Annotated in this window: 15 protein-coding genes; 12 read left to right on the forward strand and 3 right to left on the reverse strand. The window is 32.9% G+C overall.

Features of this window, described 5'->3' with window-relative positions; translation table 11 throughout:
• The first annotated feature begins 291 nt into the window (after positions 1 to 291).
• On the forward strand, positions 292 to 2,199 hold the full coding sequence (locus ACM591_RS03310; protein WP_029378264.1) for an FUSC family protein: 1,908 nt from the start codon (positions 292 to 294) through the stop codon (positions 2,197 to 2,199).
• Positions 2,200 to 2,351: 152 nt separating this feature from the next.
• On the opposite strand, the gene ACM591_RS03315 is transcribed toward ACM591_RS03310, so the two are convergent.
• Positions 2,352 to 3,569, reverse strand: a complete 1,218-nt coding sequence (locus tag ACM591_RS03315) for a hypothetical protein (protein WP_029378265.1) — start codon at positions 3,567 to 3,569, stop codon at positions 2,352 to 2,354.
• A gap of 3 nt (positions 3,570 to 3,572) precedes the next feature.
• A complete protein-coding gene (locus ACM591_RS03320) occupies positions 3,573 to 4,730 on the reverse strand; it encodes a hypothetical protein (protein WP_037557180.1) in 1,158 nt (385 codons plus the stop codon).
• Positions 4,731 to 4,913: 183 nt separating this feature from the next.
• On the opposite strand from ACM591_RS03320, the gene ACM591_RS03325 reads away from it, so the two are divergent.
• From ACM591_RS03325 to uidA, 11 genes are all read left to right on the forward strand, one after another.
• A complete protein-coding gene (locus tag ACM591_RS03325) occupies positions 4,914 to 5,327 on the forward strand; it encodes a DUF2188 domain-containing protein (protein WP_029378267.1) in 414 nt (137 codons plus the stop codon).
• A 336-nt stretch (positions 5,328 to 5,663) separates the two neighbouring features.
• Complete coding sequence (locus tag ACM591_RS03330; RefSeq protein ID WP_029378268.1) at positions 5,664 to 6,359, forward strand: GTP pyrophosphokinase; 696 nt, start codon at positions 5,664 to 5,666, stop codon at positions 6,357 to 6,359.
• 63 nt (positions 6,360 to 6,422) lie between these two features.
• On the forward strand, positions 6,423 to 7,169 hold the full coding sequence (locus tag ACM591_RS03335) for a MerR family transcriptional regulator (protein WP_326026662.1): 747 nt from the start codon (positions 6,423 to 6,425) through the stop codon (positions 7,167 to 7,169).
• A 208-nt stretch (positions 7,170 to 7,377) separates the two neighbouring features.
• Positions 7,378 to 8,058, forward strand: coding sequence for a GntR family transcriptional regulator (locus tag ACM591_RS03340; RefSeq protein WP_326025952.1), 681 nt, complete (start codon positions 7,378 to 7,380; stop codon positions 8,056 to 8,058).
• 35 nt (positions 8,059 to 8,093) lie between these two features.
• A complete protein-coding gene (gene gntK / locus ACM591_RS03345) occupies positions 8,094 to 9,632 on the forward strand; it encodes a gluconokinase (RefSeq protein ID WP_029378271.1) in 1,539 nt (512 codons plus the stop codon).
• A gap of 213 nt (positions 9,633 to 9,845) precedes the next feature.
• On the forward strand, positions 9,846 to 11,204 hold the full coding sequence (locus ACM591_RS03350; protein WP_029378272.1) for a gluconate:H+ symporter: 1,359 nt from the start codon (positions 9,846 to 9,848) through the stop codon (positions 11,202 to 11,204).
• A 185-nt stretch (positions 11,205 to 11,389) separates the two neighbouring features.
• Entirely contained in the window at positions 11,390 to 12,163 is a 774-nt protein-coding gene (locus ACM591_RS03355; protein WP_029378273.1) for an SDR family oxidoreductase, read from the forward strand.
• A gap of 303 nt (positions 12,164 to 12,466) precedes the next feature.
• On the forward strand, positions 12,467 to 13,540 hold the full coding sequence (locus ACM591_RS03360; RefSeq protein WP_029378274.1) for a membrane protein: 1,074 nt from the start codon (positions 12,467 to 12,469) through the stop codon (positions 13,538 to 13,540).
• Between the two features lie 93 nt (positions 13,541 to 13,633).
• Positions 13,634 to 14,848, forward strand: a complete 1,215-nt coding sequence (locus ACM591_RS03365; protein ID WP_418354423.1) for a helix-turn-helix domain-containing protein — start codon at positions 13,634 to 13,636, stop codon at positions 14,846 to 14,848.
• Between the two features lie 519 nt (positions 14,849 to 15,367).
• Complete coding sequence (locus ACM591_RS03370; protein WP_418354424.1) at positions 15,368 to 16,771, forward strand: MFS transporter; 1,404 nt, start codon at positions 15,368 to 15,370, stop codon at positions 16,769 to 16,771.
• 34 nt (positions 16,772 to 16,805) lie between these two features.
• The gene (gene uidA / locus ACM591_RS03375) at positions 16,806 to 18,599 is read left to right on the forward strand and encodes a beta-glucuronidase (protein ID WP_081225118.1); all 1,794 of its coding nucleotides are present in this window, start codon (positions 16,806 to 16,808) and stop codon (positions 18,597 to 18,599) included.
• A gap of 225 nt (positions 18,600 to 18,824) precedes the next feature.
• On the opposite strand, the gene ACM591_RS03380 is transcribed toward uidA, so the two are convergent.
• Positions 18,825 to 20,549 (reverse strand): glycoside hydrolase family 3 protein, encoded by a 1,725-nt coding sequence (locus ACM591_RS03380; protein ID WP_418354425.1) that lies wholly within the window; start codon positions 20,547 to 20,549, stop codon positions 18,825 to 18,827.
• Positions 20,550 to 20,551: the final 2 nt, after the last annotated feature.

The raw sequence follows: 20,551 nt of genomic DNA on the forward strand, positions 1-20,551 counted from the left end.
ATAATTTAAGAACAAATTCACTGAATCATATGGCTTTCTAATAAGCAAGCGTATTAAAATAGTAAGTAATGTTAGTCGTTGTTATTTAAGTTGGACGTAGCAAATCGATTATCTGACAAATAGGACGATATGTTTCAATACAAGACTTTTAACTATTTAATCGGCCTTATGAGGGCGGGAATAGAAAATCATATCTTTGATTTCTGTCCCGCTCTATTTATGTGGCAGAATATTTAATTAAATTATGCATATTATTGTAAAATAAAATAGAAAAGGAGATGTCTGACCATATTGGCTAATTATATAAAATCTTTATTACGATTTGATTCAATGAAAATCGATGTAACAAAAGGAATTAGGCAATGTATCCTAATGTTAGTTCCTTTACTTATTGGTTATGCCACTGGCTATTTTTCTATAGGATTACTAATTTCAACTGGTACATTGGCACATATCTATGTTTTTGGAGGTCCGGCTAAATCTAAATTACGCATGGTGCTCTTTTCAGCAATAGGTTTGTCTTTAGCTATGGTTCTAGGGACACTAACTGTTAACCAACCGATCATATTTGGTGTATTGCTTTTAGTTGTTTCGGTAATACCATACTACATCTTTAGCTCTCTCAATATCCCTGGCCCGTCTTCCACTTTTTTTATCGTTGCATTTAGTTTGCCAATCAACTTACCTGTAGCGCCAGAAGAAGCTTTAATAAGAGGTGGTGCAATGTTTGTTGGAGGACTGTTAGCAACTGTTATTGTGATAATAGTAATATTGTTATCCAAAGAATCTACAGAATCAAAAGCTATTAAAAGTGATTATAATATTATCAAACAATTGATTTATAATTTTGATGATGCAAAGGCATTTGCTAAAGCGTCACAATTTGCAGTAACGGCATTTAGAAATTCAGATATTCAACTAATTACATCGAGTACAGCGAAATCTAAAGAATCAGCAGAGTTTCAACGTCTGTTATTGCTACATAATACGGCACAAGGGATTCATTCAGAATTATTAGAACTAAATGAAAAGGATGCTCGTCCTTTGCCAGAAGAAATAAAAGAGATGGCAGATTATGTAATTAAACGTGTGTATTCACGTGGTAATACAATGCGTCAGTGGACACGAAAAGTAGAAGTTGATGCTGTATACCAAAATTTAGTTGATAGTATTATTAAAGTAGATGCGATTATGAATGCTGACAGTGAACGTGTGGAACATGAAATAGATATTCGAGTGCCAATTTACGGACAACGCATGATGCAAAATTTAACTTTAGATTCATTTGTATTTAGAAATACGATACGTTATATAGTCATCATGGCAATTACTATTTTTATTGCGCTCATGTTCGATTTTGAAAAAGCTTATTGGATTCCTTTAAGTGCACATACTGTATTGTTAGGATCAACTGCATTGCACAGTTTTGAACGTGCAGGTGCTAGGGGCATTGGTACTATTATCGGTGTGTTATTCTTATCCCTAATATTGTTAGCAACGCCACCAATTCCAGTAGCAATTATATTATTAGCTGTTGCAGCAGGTATAACTGAAATGTTTGTGGGTGCCAACTATTCGTTTGCAGTGATATTTATTACAATACAAGTTATTTTATTAAATGGACTTGCCTCTAACCATTTGACTATTCTAATAGCCTTGCCAAGAGTAATAGATGTTATAGTAGGTATTCTCATTGCTGTCATTTGTTTGCTGTTTATTGGCAGAAAGACGGCTTCGTCTATGTTGCCAGATACTTTGGCAGCAGTTGCTAGAGATGAGGCTCTCATTTTCCATTATCTATTCTCAAGTAATAAATATGCCTCAAGAGAACAAGATAAACATGAAATGCTAAAACTTAGCGTGAAATTAAATAATATGACACAAGTTTATAACAGTGCTAACGGTGAAATATTTAGTAATAAAATGGTAATACAATACTATTATCCAAGTATTTATGCTTTAGAAGAAATCAGTTTCATGCTGACAAGGGCGTTAAGTAATGAACAGCGTTATCATATAGATGATGATACGATGGGAGATTATTTATTGATTTTTGAAAACATTGCTAAACACTTTGAAAGAGGTAACCATATTCAATTAAAAACATTACCAGATCTACCTCAGTATGCACATATAAAAACGTCATTGCTGAGTATTCAAACTAACTGTATGAATGTTAGACAAGAAGCGACATTATAATTAAATGAATAAAATAAAGCCACCCTTAGCTAGTTTTTGTTAGCGTAAAAGGTGGCTTTTTTGTTAAGTGTATATTAGTTCTTACTTTCAATATAATAAGATGGAACAGACTGCGGTTTGTCTAGGGTTAGACTATCGGGAAGTGTTAAAAGCTAATTGTTATTGTCATATTGATTAGCTTTCGCTTCACTTTCTTGTTTTTTCGCTTTGATTGCATCTTGAGCCTCTTCTTCTCTTTCGGCACGTTCGTTTTCATCTTCGTTCATTTTTTTGTACCGTTGTTTTTGTCGATAACCATACGTACTTTCTAATATCTGTGCTTCATTGTTTAAACCAGCACCAATCGCCCCAGCAACGGTAGAAATAGAAGTCGCAAACCATGCGAGATTAATATAAGTAATGAAGTTAGCAGAGCCATTTAACTGCAATGTTTGTCCTAAATAGCCTGGAGGTAACACTACTAGTGAAGCTAATAAAAAAAGAAAAAATAAAATTAAGTAATAAAAAACGACAGATACAGTTAAAGTCAAAGTAGTTGTTAGATTATATAAAATTGTTATTTGTTTATTGTTACTTTCTTTTGATGATTCCCATAAATTATGGGCGACAATAATCCATACCATCATACCTATAATGGCAACTAGCATAATTAATAGCATGCGCCAAGCAGAGTAGACAAAACTTAAATTCCACATTGTAGTAAAAACGATACCAAAAGCACCTGTGGTGAAGGCAATCGCAACTACGTTACTAAGACTTTTTAACATATTAAATGGATTATTTGCAAAAGTCATACCGCTAACTAAACGAAATGAACCTTTCGTATTTGAAGAAACATAATATAATGTATGTTGAGAATTAGTATCTTCAAAGTATTCAGTTTTGGTAACTAAGTTTGAAAAAGGAAACTGAGCATTTAATTGTTGTTCACTTTCATCTTCATCTTGTTTTTGTTTTGTAGTTGGTTCATTATATTCATCGATAGCTTCAATGATACCTAATATAGAACGCTGGAGCCGTTTTTTTATAGGACGCCAACCGTAAGAAGGTATAGAGATTAAACTTGCGCCATTGCTACTATTGATATCAAACGCGACAGCATTTCCATTTCTGATAATTGGTAAATCGGTTAGTCCAATTGTATATTGCCATTCGTTGTTATTTTGGTAATCAGAAATCTTACGAAATATTTTTTGAACAGTTTCAGCAGAACCTGTAAGAGGGTCAATAATTGTTTCAATTTGCCATTCACTGTTCTCAGAAAAATATGAAGCAAGCAGGTCTGGCAGCTCTTTTTTTAGTTGGTAGGAAATTTTTTCAGTTACTCCAGGAGCTGCAACTAAGCCGATTTTCACGATATTACTACACATTACTTACCGCTCCTCTCTATGTGTTTGTTTCTGCCCTACATAAGAGTGATGGTCTTCGTGTTTAACATAAGTATCTTCATCTTCTTGTTCTAACTGTTTATTTCTATAATATTGTCTGAAGGAATATGTTACACGTTTAATTTTATCTGCATTCTCTACTGTTGAACCCATAGCTCCTGCCAAGATACCAAGAGAAGTTATAAACCAAATTAAATTAATATAGTTAATTAAAGTAGGTTCTTTACTATTAAGTGTTGTCCAGTTGGAAAATAATTCTGGTGGGACAAATAGTAAAGTACTGACTGTTAGTAATAGAAATAAACTTAAAAAGTTAAAGAGTGTGATGGTAGTTAAAGTGGTCACAGTTGTGAAATTATAAATATATCTATATAATTTTTGAGTTTTAGGGCTTTGTTGTTCCCACAAATTATAAGAGTATATTAGCCAACCCACCATCCCGAATATAGATAGCAGCATAAGTAAGATAAACCGCCAATAATTATAATCTAAACTTAAATCCCAAGGGGTAGAGAAAATAGAGATATAAGTTCCAGTAGCAAAAGAAACTGAAATTATTTTTTTAAAGTCGAAAATTGCGGACCATGGCTCATTGGCATAGGTCATTCCTGCTATTAAATGAAGCCATCCTAAAGTAGTGGACTTTACGATGATGCGTTGATGATTTTGATCTTGTGTTTCTTCATTAGGAATAACAGTGTTGAATTGAGTTAATTTAAAGTGTCGCTTATTTAGAGGCTGTTTATCAGAACCACTATTGCGTAATAGTTGAACGATATAAGTAATAAAATATTTTAACTTCTTTTTAAGTTTTATTGCACCTAAGACAGGCAATGAAATGAGTGCAATATTATTATCGTAATTTATATCACAGATAACAGTTTTACGATTAGAAAAGTTTGGTAAATCAGTAATACAAATGGCATAATCCCATTCTTTTTGCTTTTTCATGTTTGCTGCTATATCCATTGCTTTATCCATATGTTCAGCAGTACCAACTACAGAAGCAACGTGCTTATCAAACCGCCAATCTTCATAATTTGTCTGCTCTTGTAATGCTCTCGGTAATTCATCGTATATTTTATTTATGATTTTATGTGGCATATCAGGTGAAGGGATTAAACCAACTGTGATATTCGCCATAAGACTCCCTCCAATGATTATAGGGTTTGTTAACTTAATACATGTACTACATTTCCCTTTATGACAATGTTTAATCATGATTAGCTTTATAATCTATGAGATGGATTGAGCGCAATGAACCGTTTACACTAATTTATTAGTGGTAAACAATAAGCAAGAATAAATAGATTGGAAGTGGTATTCATGCCTTGGACAATGGAAGATTATCCACAAAGTTGGAAAAATTTTGATGAATTAGAACGTAAAAAAGCAATTGATATAGGTAACGCCATGTTAAAAGATGGCTATGAGGAAGAAAATGTTATTCCTATCGCAACTAAACAAGCTGAATCATGGTATAGAGATGCCTCAGATAGTGAATTACAAGAATTAAAAAATAAAAAAATTACAAAGCATAAACGAGATGACTCAGCCAATCCGAAATTAAATAAAAAAGACGTTCATGTATATTATGAAGATGATGAATGGAAAGTTAAATCAGACGGTGCAAAACAAGCCTCAGATACTTTTCTTAAAAAAGCAGATGCCATGAAACGAGCGCGTAATATTGCTGATAATAGAGAAACAGAAATAATAGAGCATAAAAAGAATGAATAACTACAATGACTAATTGACTATAGATAACATTATACAACTGTTGAAATAGTAAAACAGTTTTTGACATAACTAGAAATTAAGGACTATATAGTCCTTAATTTCTAGTTATACATGTCGGGGCGGGACAATAAAATCTTTTATCAAAAATTCATTTCTGTCTTGCTCCTTTTTTATGTATAATTTTATGAATATTAACTGACTAAATTACATAGCGTTTGACAATCAATACATATTCAATATGGAAATAATTGTAGAGATGTATGTCTTTATATTTAAATTGTAAATTAGAATTAGCTATAATGCTCTATAAGAAGTTATTAATTGGAGGTACGAAATATGTACATAGAACATAAACCTTCGTTAAATGTAGACGACTTGAAGGAAGAATTTAAAGAAAGTATAGATCATATTAATGAGTCGGAAGAGGCTCTAGAAATGGTTGTTGGTTTTGTTGCCTTGGAACAACTTTATTCTTCAGCATTAAAAGAAATAAGTACAAAATTAGATATATTAGATGATCAATTTCAGCAGTTGTATAAACACAATCCAATACATCATATGGAACGTCGTGTTAAAGAGATGAGAAGTTTGATAAGTAAATTAGCACGTAAAGGTTGTGACATAAGTACAGAATCTGCTAAAGAGAATATATTAGATTTAGCTGGTATTCGTGTTGTTTGTAATTATTTGGATGATATTTATGTGATTGAAGATTTATTGCTTAAACAGGAAGATGTTACTTTGATAAAGCGTAAAGATTATATTGAACATCCGAAAGAAAATGGATATCGTAGTTTGCATATTGTAGTAACTATACCCGTTTATTTAGCACATTCTATGGAACTTGTACCAGTAGAAATTCAAATAAGAACAATAGGGATGGATATGTGGGCTAGTCTAGAACATAAAATCCGTTATAAAAATAGTGAAAATACAGAAAAGTATAGAGCTATATTGAAACAGTGTGCAACAGATATTACTTCTGTAGAAGGCAAATTACAAGATGTTTATTCTGAAGTATTTAAAAATTAAATAAATTGCTTGCTAATTACGTAACGTCATCATATATATTTTTGATTGAGGAGGTATAAAAATATGACTCAATATCAAACTGGTGAATTAGCAAAGCAATGTGGTGTCTCAATAAGAACAATCCAATACTATGATAAGAAGGGGCTGTTAACTTCAACTAAAACTGAAGATAATGGAAGACGAGTATTTGACACGCAAAGTAAGCAAGACTTAGAAATTATTTTAATTCTTAAGCGGTTTGGATTTAGTTTGAAAGATATTAAAAAAATTATAGCAGAAGAGAATAGATTAAAGATGATACGATCCATGATTGAACAAAGAGCGCTAAACATAGAACATGAAATTCAAAAAAATAAAATGCTTTTATCAGAAATGAAGCAATTTAAAAGTTATATTGGCAAAGATTCTGAGGCTCCGTTAAATAAATTGTTAGAAACCAGTCAATATGTAGCAAATAAAGGCATCATGAGCTCATTAACTAGGTCAATCATATATCGAGTACTACCAGTGGTGATTGTACAATATACGGCCTTATTAACAAGTAGTATTATGAAAAAGTGGTGGCCGAATTTTGTTGCATTACCGTTTTTAATTATTTTTGCTGTCTATTTTACAAATTTTATCTATAAGCGATTGATGTATGTTTGTCCAAATTGTCAGGAAGTTTTTAGACCAAATATAAAGTCTTGGCTCTTTGCATCACATACACCGAAGACTAGAAAGTTACAATGCCCTAATTGTTATGAGACTAGTCATTGTATGGCAATAGCACAGAGAATTGAAGATTCAAATGAATTAACGAAAGTGTAATTATACTAAATAAGAAAAAGGATACACACTTGCATTAGCGTCACTAAATAAAATTTTCACCGACATGTTAGGTCTGAAAAACCTGGTGTGTCGGTTTTTTATGATGAAAAAATATTAATCAACAATTGCAAGCGCTTGCAATATTGGTAGTTGTGTATTACCATACTTGTATACAAGTATATCGTGTTGATTAAGAGGTGGTGTTTTAGTGGATTATTCATATCCTGAACAATGGTTAGACGGTATGTCAAAAGGCGAAATGATTGCAGCTGAAATTCGTTTGAGAATTGTTGATGGTACGATAACACCTGACACTTTATTGACGGAAAATCAAATTGCTAAAGAATTTAACGTTAGTAGGTCACCAGTTAGAGACGCTTTTAAATTGTTAAAACAAGATCAGTTAATTCATCTAGAAAGAATGGGTGCAGAAGTTTTACCATTTGATGATACTGAGCAAAAAGAACTTTATGATTTAAGAATTATGCTTGAGTCATTTGCTTTTAGTAGAATTAAGCCCATAATGCATAATCAAATTGTAAAAGAATTAAGAAAGCAATTGGAAATGATGAAGGTAGCGGTTAAATTTGAAGACGCAGAAGCATTTACTGAACATGATATGAAATTTCATGAAGTAACAATTATGGCGTCTAAACATCAATACTTAAAAACATGTTGGAATAATTTACGCCCAGTGATGGAAGCACTTATTTTATTATCTATGCGTAAACGTATGAATGAAAATCCTAAAGACTTTGAAAGAATTCATCAAAATCACGAAGTATTTATTGAAGCAATTGCAAATAAAGATGCGCATAAATTGAAAGAAGCATTTCATTTGAACTTTGATGACGTAGGTGATGATATCGAAAGCTTTTGGTTAACTTAGCGTTTTAATGCTGTAAAGAATCGGGAGGCAAAACCATGAAATACATGATAGGTGTCGATATAGGTACAACAAGTACGAAATCAGTACTTTATGACGAAAATGGTCAATTTATAATGAAACATAATATTGGGTATCCTTTGCATACACCGAATGTGGAAATATCAGAAGAAAATCCAGATGAATTGTTTGATGCGGTGCTCATGACAATTAAATATGTCATGAGAGAAGCAGATATTGATAAAAAAGACTTGAAACTAATTTCGTTTAGCGCTCAAATGCATAGTCTTATAGCAATGGATGCTAGCAATCAACGTTTGACTGAAAATTTAACTTGGGCAGATAATAGAGCGAGTAAATATGCAGAAGAAATTAAAAAGAACCATAATGGTGATGCGATTTATCAAAGAACTGGCACGCCGATACATCCTATGTCTCCATTATCTAAAATATTTTGGATGAAGCATGAGCAACAAGAAATATATAATCAAACAGCTATATTTGCTGATATCAAAACATATATTTTCTATCAATTATTTGAGAAGTTTGTAATAGATCAATCTATGGCATCATCAACGGGTATGTTGAACTTGGAAACATTATCTTGGGATAAAGAAGCGCTCGAATTATTAGGTATTAACGAATCGCAATTACCTGAACTTGTACCAACGACACATATATTAAAAGGTATGAAACGTCGTTATGCAACATTGATGGGCATTGATGAGGATACACCAATCGTTGTTGGCGCAAGTGACGGTGTATTATCTAATTTAGGAGTGAATGCTTTTAAAAAAGGTGAAGTTGCCGTAACCATAGGTACTTCAGGTGCGATAAGAACAGTTATAGACAAACCACGTACAGATTATAAAGGCAGAATATTTTGCTATGTATTAACGGATGATCATTATGTTATCGGTGGGCCTGTGAATAACGGTGGTGTAGTACTGCGCTGGTTACGTGACGAATTATTAGCAAGTGAAGTTGAAACGGCAAAACGCTTAGGAGTCGATCCATATGATGTACTTACTAAAATTGCTAATCGAGTTAAGCCAGGTGCAGAAGGTCTAATATTCCACCCATATTTAGCGGGTGAACGAGCACCATTATGGAACGCAGATGCGAGAGGCTCCTTCTTTGGATTGACGCTATCTCATAAAAAGGAACATATGATTAGAGCTGCTTTAGAAGGCGTTCTTTATAATCTATATACAGTTTATTTAGCCTTAATTGAGGTTATGGATGAGACTCCATCAACTATTAAAGCCACTGGTGGCTTCGCTAAAAGTGAAGTTTGGCGTCAAATGATGGCAGATATTTTCGATACTAATTTAAGTGTCCCAGAAAGTTATGAAAGCTCATGCTTAGGGGCTTGTGTATTAGGAATGAAAGCATTAGGAGAAATTGAGGATTTTTCAATTATTGAGGAAATGGTTGGTACTACAAACGAACATAAACCAAATGAGGACAATGTGAAAGTATATCAACAATTAATTTCAATATTTATAAATTTAAGCCGTTCATTAGAGGATCGTTATACTGAAATTTCGGCGTTCCAACGTGAACATATGGATTAATGATAATCGAGTAAGTACATAGGTAGAGGGGAAGGTAAGCTGTAATAAGTTGCTGTTATTGGGTGATAATTTACTTAATTACCTTTCCTACATATCTATAAATGTCACAGTTAGAAGAGTTTTTTTTAGAACGAAAAGAAAGCGTTACCAAGAGTGAAGGTAGCTATGTCTGTTAGCTATATTCAGTCTTTACTATGGAAGGGGAGAACGATGATGTTTGAAACAATTTGGCCACTGGTTACGGTGGTAATAGGGATTATCGTATTACTATCATTAATAATTTTCTTGAAATTAAATACCTTTATTTCATTAATAATTACATCTATTGTAACTGCAATATTACTGGGAATGCCTTTAGATAAAATAATAGAAACTATTGAAAATGGTATGGGCAGCACACTGGGCCATATTGCTTTGATTTTTGGACTTGGCGCCATTTTAGGTAAATTACTTGCTGATGGCGGCGGCGCAACACGTATAGCTGACACACTCATTAAAAAGTTTGGCTATAAACATGTACAATGGGCAATGCTTGTTGCAGCATTTATTGTAGGTATCGCATTATTCTTCGAAGTGGGATTAGTATTATTAATACCATTAGTGTTTACTATAGCTAAGCGTGCAAATGTATCACAATTGAAACTAGGTTTACCGATGGTAGTAGCTTTATCTGTGACACACGGCTTCTTACCACCACATCCAGGTCCAGTAGTTATTGCAAAAGAATTGGAAGCTAACCTTGGTCATGTACTCATGTACGGTATTATTATTGCTATTCCTGTTACATTGATAGCAGGACCATTATTTAATAAAATTGCACAAAAAATAGCACCAACTGCCTATACACGTGAAGGTGACATATCTGCATTGGGTGCACAAAGAGAATTTAGTGAAGCTGAGATGCCAAGATTTAGTATTAGTTTATTAACAGCTATTTCACCAGTTATCTTAATGTTGTTTTCTACAATTGTGCAGTTAGTTACAGGCAATGAAACAGCGACGAATGGATTTGAATCAGTAGTTTACTTTGTAGGTACAGCGGGAACGGCGATGCTTATTGCAGTATTATTTGCTATATTTACAATGGGAATTAAGCAAGGACGTAATAACTCAGAAATCATGGATTCAGTATCTAATGCAATTTATCCAATAGGTATGATGATCTTAATTATTGGGGGTGGCGGTACCTTCAAACAAGTACTAATTGATGGTGGCGTCGGAGATACAATTGCTAAATTGTTCGAAGGTACAGAAATGTCACCAATACTATTAGCGTGGATTGTGGCTGCAGTGTTACGTATTGCGCTAGGATCTTCAACTGTAGCAGCGATTTCTTCAACTGGTATCGTATTACCATTATTACAAGCGTCAGATGTTAACGTGGCTTTAGTAGTGCTTGCTATAGGTGCAGGTAGCGTTATATTATCTCATGTTAATGATGCAGGATTCTGGATGTTTAAGGAATATTTTGGCTTAACAGTTAAAGAAACATTTTTAACTTGGTCACTACTGGAAACAGTAATTTCAGTTTCTGGACTTGTGTTTATATTGATATTAAGTATTTTTGTATAAATTAGTTAAATCTAATAAGTTTTCATTGAATTAATAAAGTAATGACAATGAAAAACTTGAGGAGGCAGGTATGCGAAATCAAACTTTGGTTTCTACCTGACTCCTTTATTTTTATCAACACAATGACAATTTAAAATTATATAATATAAGTAAATAATATTATGACTAACAAGGAGGAACTGTAAATGACAAAATTTAGTACAGAGAGTTTTTCTGTAAAAGGAAAAAATGCAATTGTGACAGGTGGCGCTAGAGGTTTAGGTAAATATTATACTATCGCTTTAACGATGTATGGTGCTAATGTCACAGTTGTAAGTTCTTCAAACCAAGCATGGGAATCTTTAAGAGAAAGTGTTGAACAGAACGAAGGTAACGTGGCTTTTATACAACAAGATCTTAAAGAACAAGGTGCTGCCGAAAAAGTGGTTTCACAGGCAGTCGAAACATGGGGAAGTTTAGATATTTTAGTAAATAATGCTGGCGTTCAAATTCGAAATAATGTTTTAGATTATAAAGATGAAGATTGGCAAAATGTTATAGATATCAATTTGAACGCAACATATTATATGGCACATGAAGCTGCTAAAGTTATGACAGAACAGCAAACCGGTAAAATTATTAATATAGGTTCTATGCAGTCATATCGTGCAGGTAAAAATATCTTTCCATATGCAGCTAGTAAACATGGCGTCGTTGGTATTACCCGTGCGTACGCTGATGCATTAGCGCCTTATAACATACAGGTGAATGCTCTTTCTCCTGGTTATATTCGCACTGATATGACTAAAGTATTAGAAGAAGATCCAATTAGAGGGCCAGAAATTAAAGGGCACATACCATCTGGTGAATGGGGCGTGCCTGAAGATTTAATGGGACCATTAATATTTTTAGCAAGTAGTGCATCTGACTATGTTACTGGGACAACATTACCTGTTGATGGTGGTTACTTATTAAGGTAACAAATAAGCACTATCAATTAGTTATAGGAGGCGAGTACATGGTTTTTGTACTAGTCTCTTTTTTATGGAATATTGGGTGTTAATAATTAACTGAATGGTCATCTGAAAAGATACACTATTGAAAATACAACAATAATTACACTTTAAATGATAAAATATAGAAACGATTGCTCATTATATATATGATGAATGAAATATCGAGTTGTAAGTTAGCCAGAAATTTATACTATATAAATTCAATCATTTTATGATGATTTAAGGGGTAAGTTATTTTGTCTTTTTAAAATAGGGGGAATTTACATTATGAAAAGGATTTTATTAATTGCAAGTGCATTTATTGGTGTCATTGTGGGTGCTGGTTTTGCTTCTGGTCAAGAAGTCCTTCAATATTTTACAAGTTTTGGTATTATGGGCACGTTTGGTGCAATTATTACAACTGTACTATTTACATATGTTGGTATGATGCTTGTATGGTTAGGTAGTAAATTTAAAACGGATTCTCATAAAGAAGTGATACATAATATAACGGGAAAATCATTAGTAGGAAAAGTACTTGGTTGGATTATTGATTTAGTCATTATTTTTACATTATTTGGCGTAGGTGTAGTGATGATTGCAGGTGCGGGTTCAAATCTTAATCAACAATTTGGTTTACCTCCTATTGTGGGTACGTTATTAATGACTGTATTAATCTTACTGGCAGGTATGTTAAAGGTTAAAGGTGTGGTAAAAGTTATTGGCAATATAACGCCATTTTTAATAATATTTATTATCCTCATTTCAGTTTATAGTTTTATTACTACAAACACACCATTTTCACAGCTTAATACATTATCAGACGCTAAACCTTCAACATTGCCAAACTGGTTTGTAGCTGGAGTGAACTATGCTTCATTTAATACTGCTGTTGGTGCTTCGATGGCTATAGTCATGGGGGGATCAGAGAAGAATACGAAGGTTGCTGCAACTGGTGGATTAATTGGTGGTCTTGCTTTAGGTATAATGATTGTATTGAGTCACTTGGCTATTTTCACACAAATTGATGTCGTGGGAGATATGGATATGCCAATGTTAGGTATCGTCAATAATATTTCACCTGTGCTAGGTATTATTATGGCAATCGTTATATTCGGTATGATATTTAATACTGGATTAGGAATGTTTTATGCTTTTGCATCGCGTTTTACTGTAGTAGATACGATGAAATTCAAAATATTTTATACGATAGCAGTTATTGTAGGATTATGCTTAAGTTTTGTCGGATTTACAGATTTAGTAGCTATATTCTATCCATTAATTGGCTATTTAGGGCTCGTACTTATTTTAGTATTGTGCTATGCGCCATTTAAACTTAAGTTTAATAATAAAAATGAATAAACGATTTAAAAAATGATATTAAAATAAAATTAAATTTACACCCCATTCCTTTATTTTTAGTTATAATAAAATAAAGGGATGGGGTGATTTTTTATGAATGAGCAGACGTTAGAAATTTTACAAATGAATGCGCTTCAACTATTAGGCATCCAATTAGAAGGCTATGATATGAGTGATATAAAGGGTATTAGCACGCATATTAAGACACCCTTTACAAATACTGCAAGAAAACAGTTTAAAACTGAGTTAAAGCACTTTATTGTCCATATGAATAGTAATAAAATTTATCATTATTCGAATAGTTTTGATGTTAATTTTTTGATTTTTAAATTCAAGAAAAATAAACAGATTTATATTATTGGACCTTATATGGAGCAAAGACCGAATGAACGCCGCTGTAATGAACTATTACAAAGAGCAGATATCAAAATATCAAAGTTGTCGATATTAAAACAATATTTACTTAGCGTACCTTTATGTCATCATGTTAAAGCTCAAAAGATGTGCCGGCTAGCAATTCGTTTTTTAAAAAAGAGGAACGTTGTTTATGAAACAGTAAAAATTGATTTCGAATTTCATTCAACTATAGAGATGTTAGCTGAATCAAGAGCACAAATGGATTACACATTACAAGAAATAGAACAACGCTATAATTTAGAAAATCAATTACTTACTGCAGTTGAAAACGGAAATGTGACAGAAGCATTATCAATTTTAAATGAAATGAATGTATCTGTATCAGGTTTGCGTAGGGTTAAAGATGATATTTCTAATGAACAGTATAAAGCCTTTCTTATCAATACGTTATGTCGGAAAGCAGGGGAAAAGGCCGGTATTAGCTTAATTCACATTGATGAAATATCTGAGAGGTATGCTTCTATTATTGATCAGACAATGGATAGTAAGATGCTTGACGAAATTGTTCATGAAATTGTTAAAGAGTACGCGGAAAGAGCTATGAAGACTAAATCCAATGCTTACAGTCCAAAAGTCAGTAAAGTAATACAGTATATAGAACGAAATTTGGACAATACGCTGACCTTAAATGAATTAGCTAGTCACGTTGATTTAGCACCTAGTTATTTATCAAGAATATTTAATCAAGAAATTAACAAATCAATTTCACAATATATCATTGAACTAAGAATTAAAAAAGCACGTGACTTGATTGCTAGAACTAAGATGACAGTTTCTGAAGTTGCTTCATATGTAGGATTTAAGGAACAAAGTTACTTTACACAATGCTTTAAAAAGCAATATGGTGTGCCTCCATTAAAATATAGAACAGAGCATAAAGAATTTTACTAAAAAATTAACTTCAAAAATTAAAAAATATAAATAAAGTTGCTGTTTAGGTAAAGTTTTTATTAAAAATGTAAAAATAATCTCAAAAAATAATCGAAATAGTGTAAAAAATGCAATTTTACAATATGATAAAGCAATACAAGCAGTGCATTTTCTAATTGATGCTTCCTGTATATGTAATTTTCACCATATACCTTAGTTATAGCTTTTATTCGTGTTATTTCAGTTTAAATCACGAGGATGTAAATTATATATTTATAACAACGTTGTTATTTTTGTATTGACTGTTTTATTTTTAAAAATATAATAAAGGAAAGATCTCTATAAATTAATCGTAGGGGATGTATTTAATCATGTAAAATGATGAAGAAATTTGTAGAGTTACTTTTTTTTACGCATATAAGAAAACGCTTACAATATAAAGTCCTTTTCTTATTGAATGATAATTATGAATACATACTAAGAAGTTACTGGAAGAATTAATTATTCCAAGTGCTTTTATAGTGGAAAGAGGTAATCGATATGGTTACAGCAAAACTAAAGCCTGCAAACAGTAAACTAAAGCGTTTTAAAGAAATTCAGAATCCTAGATTGAAATTTAAGGAAAAGCTATCTTATGGATTTGGTGACTTAGGTAATGGCATGATGTTCGATATGGGGCAGATTTACTTACTATTATTTTATACTGATATTTTAGGTATACCTTCGTGGGTAGGGGGATTAGTATTTTTAGTCTCGAAGTTCTTTGATGCCTTCGTCGATACAGCTGTAGGGACAATTGTAGATAATCAAACTAATTTTGCTAAACGTGGTAAATTTAAACCATTTATTTTATACGGCAGTATACCATTAGCAATACTTACAGTAATAACGTTTCTATCACCAGACATAGGAGAAACAGGTAAAATTATATGGGCTTTTGGTTCATATTTGTTATTTAACGCAGCTTATTCATTTGTAAATATTCCATATGGCTCACTGTCTGCATCTATGACTATTAATGCGGATGATCGTACACAATTATCGGTATTCCGTAACATGGGGTCTCAAGGCGCAATGTTTATATCTGGTATTGTCGTGATACCTGTTGTTAGTTTATTTCCAAATCATCAAATTGGTTATCCAATGGCAGTTGGGATGCTTGCTATTGCTGGAGTGATATTCCATATGATTTGTTATAAAGGGGTTACTGAGAGACATACGATTGAAAGACCGAAAGAAAAAGGGCTTGGCCGTAAAGCATTTCTAAATTTATTGAAAAATAGACCCTTTATCATATTAGCAATTTATACACTTTTAACAATAAGTGCACTATTTTTACAGCAAGCTTCACAATTATACTATTTTAAATATGTATTAGGAGAACAAAATTTAGTAGGGATAGTTAGTACGTTAAACTTCCTTGTGCTAATTCCTGCATTAGTATTAACGACGTTCTTAAGTAAATTGATTGGTAAGAAAATGACGGCGATTATAGGTGTAGGAGGCTTCATTTTATTCCAATTTATCAACTTTACTTTTTTCTCAGATCATATCGTGATGTTCTTAATTATTAATACTATTGCACAATTATTCTTAGTCATTCCAAATACTGTAACTTGGGCATTTATTGCTGATGTTGTGGAATATGGGCAATGGCAATCGGGGATTAGATCTGAAGGGATTATATATGCGAGCTATAGTTTCACAAGAAAAATATCACAAGGTTTAGCAGAATTTATACCAGGTGCATCTTTAACAATTATTGGATTTGTTCCTAATGCTACTCAATCAGCAGATACATTACATGGATTGAAAGTGTTATTCTTTATCGTTCCTGCGACAGCTTGTTTAATTGCAGTCATACTATTCTTCTTTGCATACCCATTAACTGACCGTAAACATAAACAAATCGTTAAAGAGTTAGCATTGAGAGAAGAATTGTAGATAGATTTTATAAAATTGAAAGGAGTAACTAAATATGTTGTATCCAGTTGTAAATGAATTTAGAAGTATCATTGATTTGAACGGTATATGGCGCTTTAAATTAGAGGGGAACGAAGATCAGATTGATGTATCACAACCATTAAATACTGAACAAGTCATGGCTGTGCCAGGGTCATTCAATGATCAAGGGGTCACTGCTAACATTCGTAATCATGTAGGAAATGTATGGTATGAGAGAACATTTACCGTTCCCAACGTATTAAATAATGAACGTATTGTCTTAAGGTTTGGTTCTGCAACGCATAAAGCAACCGTATATATCGATGGTAACGAAGTAACGTCAAACCAAGGAGGTTTCCTACCATTTGAAGTAACATTAGAAAAAGCATACACAGTTGGGACGCATCGTTTAACGGTATGTGTTAATAATATCTTAGATGAAACGACTTTACCTGTTGGGGATTATAGCGAAACAACAGATGCACAAGGAAATGTGATTAAGAAAAATATACCAAATTTTGATTTCTTTAATTATGCAGGTTTACATAGACCTGTAAAAATATACACTACACCTAAGACACATATTCAAAATATTGAAATTGTACCTGAAGTGCAAGGTGATGATGCTTTCGTAAATTATAAAGTGAGCACGAATCATAGCAGAGGAGCTGTTAAGGTTCAATTAGTGGATGAAGACAAACAAGTTATAGCTGAATCAACAGGAGTAGAAGGTACAATAAAAGTTCAGAATCCACATCTTTGGCAACCACTAAAAGCGTATTTATACCATTTAGAAGTGTCGCTTATAGAAGATGAAGAGATAATTGACACTTATGCTGAGCGTTTTGGTATACGTTCTGTCAAAGTAGATAAGGGTAAATTTTTAATTAATGGAGAGCCGTTTTATTTTAAAGGATTTGGTAAGCATGAGGATAGTTATTATCATGGCAGAGGTATGGATGAAGTAGTAAATGTATTAGATTTTAATTTGATGAAATGGATTGGAGCCAATTCATTTAGAACTTCCCACTATCCATATTCAGAGGAAATGATGCGTTTGGCTGATGAACAAGGCATAGTGGTGATCGATGAAACGACTGCTGTAGGTGTTCATTTAAACTTTAATGCAATTTTAACTGGAGAAAAAGAAAGAAATACTTTTAAAGAGATAGGTACGAAAGCAGCGCATGAGGCTGTGATTAAAGGGTTAATAGAACGTGATAAAAATCATGCATGTGTGGTCATGTGGTCTATTGCAAATGAACCAGCTTCTGATGAACAAGGTGCAAAAGCATATTTCGAACCATTAGTGAATCTAGCACGAACGTGTGATCCACAACAGAGACCTGTTACAATTGTAACAATATTGACTTCTCAACCAGACACATGCCAAGTTCAAGATTTAGTCGATGTATTATGTTTAAATAGATACTATGGTTGGTATACTCAAACAGCAGATTTGAAAGCAGCTAAATTAGCATTAGCAGAAGAATTAGATGGCTGGAGTATTAAACAACCAGATAAGCCAATTATGTTTACTGAATATGGCGCAGATACTGTGGCAGGAATGCATGCATTAAATGATGAATTGTTCACAGAGGAATACCAAATACGTTATTATGAAGCAAACCATGAAGTTATGGATAAGTACCCTCAATTTATCGGAGAACAGGTATGGAATTTTGCAGATTTTGAAACTTCTTCCGGTATTATTAGAGTGCAAGGAAATAAGAAAGGAATTTTCACCCGTGAAAGAAGACCAAAAGCTGTTGCTCACTATTTCAAAGAAAGATGGTCGAATATTCCGGATTTTGGATATAAAATATAATATAAATGAAAGGGAAGTGGACAGAAATCTAATTAATTTAAAAGGTTTCTGACACACACCAGGATGTAGCTGTCCCTTAATAAAGCGAGCCAACAATATAGAAGTATTGAATAAAAAGAAGCACTCAGATGAATTAAATATGATGTGTAGCCCATAAGTTAGATTTTTAGTCCAACTTTTGGGGTGCACATCAATCATCTGAGTGCTTCTTTTTATGCATTTATATTATAATTTGGCTTGCCATTTATCAGTCCAAACCAAATCGTTATAAGAACCTTTAAAAGTGCTAAATCCCATAATTTTATCGACCGTTTGTTTAATACTTTCAGGGTTAGAATGATAAGCGTTTATATAAGCTTTCACCATCGTTGCATCATGTAAGTGTGTTGTGAAGTTTAAAGAAACAAATACCGTTGGCACTTCATGTACATACCAAGGGATTTCATTGCTCATAGCAGTACCCCATTTGATTCGGTAGTTATTTTCAGCAGCGTAACCAATAATATTAGCAAAGACAAGTGCTGCATCAACGTCCTCACGATAAGATAAAGTTTTACCTTTAACACGTGTAGAACCATCATTTAAAGTAACATTAAAACCTCTTGATTCAAGTTCTTTAATAATGTCTTCAGGCACATTATTAGCAGATTTATAAATGCCATCTTTTTCACCTTCAATTACATAAAGACGAATGTTTTTATGTGTTTCTGGACGAATCGGTAATTGATCTAAAGTGTTTTTTACTAGTGTAATACCTAAATCAGCAGCTTCAGCACGCATATCTAAATGTTCTTGACAGCCGATAACTTGCAAGTCTTCTTTAGCGCGAATGATTGTTCCATCTACTTGTTTTTTGTGTAAATTCAATTGTGCTTTAAGTCCTAAGATACGACGAACAGCATCATCTAAACGTTCATCTGTGATGATACCATTATTATATCCATTTAGCATAAATTGATAATCTTCTTCTAAATCATTGAAGAATAGGAACATATCACATCCAGCAGCAATTGAAAGAGGTACGTAATCTTCACGACGCATAGCAGCAGTCATTCCTAACATATGACTAGCATCTGTAACGACTAAGCCATTAAAATGCATATCGTCTTTAAGTAAATCAGTGATAAGTTCTTTTGATAATGTTGCTGGCAAAATATCTTTATCTTCTAGGTTTGAGTTTAACTTTTTAGAATAAGCAGGCTGTGCGATATGACCAGCCATAATCATTTGTACACCACGATCAATATGATGTTGATAAACTTTACGGAAACTATTGTCCCATTCTTCTGTAGATAATTCGTTTACACCTAACACTAAATGTTGATCACGTTCTTCTGTACCATCTCCAGGGAAATGTTTAATACATGTAATCATGTCATGTTCTGAATTGAAACCATCAATAAAAGCACTAGAATATTTGATAACTGTTTGTGCCTCTGTACCGTATGAGCGTGTATTTACGATAGTATTGCGCCAGTTCTTAAGAATATCAACACAAGGATCAAAATTGATATGAACACCTAATGCTGAAGCCTCACGTGCAGAAACGAGTCCAGCATTGTATGCGACCTTAGTATCTTGTGCAGCTTCACATTGTGCTGCACTCGCAATATAAGTCCCATCTTTACATGCGCCATTACCTCCAGAATCACAGTTAGCTGCAACAAGTACAGGAACCTTTGTATTTTGTTGTAAGTCATTGAGTAATCTTTGTACATCAACTTTATTACCGCCTTCGTAACGTGCGCCACCAATATGATAACGTTCTAAAACTTCTTTATTACTCAAATCTGCATCGTGGAATTTTTTTCCATCTTCTAATGAAAATAAATTGAAAAAGAGTTGGCCAATTTTTTCTTCATTTGATAAATCTTTTAGTGTTTCTTCAACCCAAACAATTTGTGTGTCGTCTAAATTATAAGGTGATGTTTTTAGGTTTACTTTTATCATTA

Source organism: Staphylococcus sp. Ze2, from assembly GCF_048568365.1.
Taxonomy (GTDB): Bacteria; Bacillota; Bacilli; order Staphylococcales; family Staphylococcaceae; genus Staphylococcus; species Staphylococcus xylosus.

Bases quoted from the DNA above. Each gene is read 5' to 3' on its own strand.
- ACM591_RS03365 (WP_418354423.1), top strand. From the start codon at position 13,634: ATGAATGAGCAGACGTTAGAAATTTTACAAATGAATGCGCTTCAACTA.
- ACM591_RS03315 (WP_029378265.1), bottom strand. From the start codon at position 3,569: ATGTGTAGTAATATCGTGAAAATCGGCTTAGTTGCAGCTCCTGGAGTA.
- ACM591_RS03325 (WP_029378267.1), top strand. From the start codon at position 4,914: ATGCCTTGGACAATGGAAGATTATCCACAAAGTTGGAAAAATTTTGAT.
- ACM591_RS03360 (WP_029378274.1), top strand. From the start codon at position 12,467: ATGAAAAGGATTTTATTAATTGCAAGTGCATTTATTGGTGTCATTGTG.
- ACM591_RS03355 (WP_029378273.1), top strand. From the start codon at position 11,390: ATGACAAAATTTAGTACAGAGAGTTTTTCTGTAAAAGGAAAAAATGCA.
- ACM591_RS03335 (WP_326026662.1), top strand. From the start codon at position 6,423: ATGACTCAATATCAAACTGGTGAATTAGCAAAGCAATGTGGTGTCTCA.
- ACM591_RS03380 (WP_418354425.1), bottom strand. From the start codon at position 20,549: ATGATAAAAGTAAACCTAAAAACATCACCTTATAATTTAGACGACACA.
- ACM591_RS03330 (WP_029378268.1), top strand. From the start codon at position 5,664: ATGTACATAGAACATAAACCTTCGTTAAATGTAGACGACTTGAAGGAA.
- ACM591_RS03350 (WP_029378272.1), top strand. From the start codon at position 9,846: ATGTTTGAAACAATTTGGCCACTGGTTACGGTGGTAATAGGGATTATC.
- ACM591_RS03370 (WP_418354424.1), top strand. From the start codon at position 15,368: ATGGTTACAGCAAAACTAAAGCCTGCAAACAGTAAACTAAAGCGTTTT.
- uidA (WP_081225118.1), top strand. From the start codon at position 16,806: ATGTTGTATCCAGTTGTAAATGAATTTAGAAGTATCATTGATTTGAAC.
- gntK (WP_029378271.1), top strand. From the start codon at position 8,094: ATGAAATACATGATAGGTGTCGATATAGGTACAACAAGTACGAAATCA.
- ACM591_RS03320 (WP_037557180.1), bottom strand. From the start codon at position 4,730: ATGGCGAATATCACAGTTGGTTTAATCCCTTCACCTGATATGCCACAT.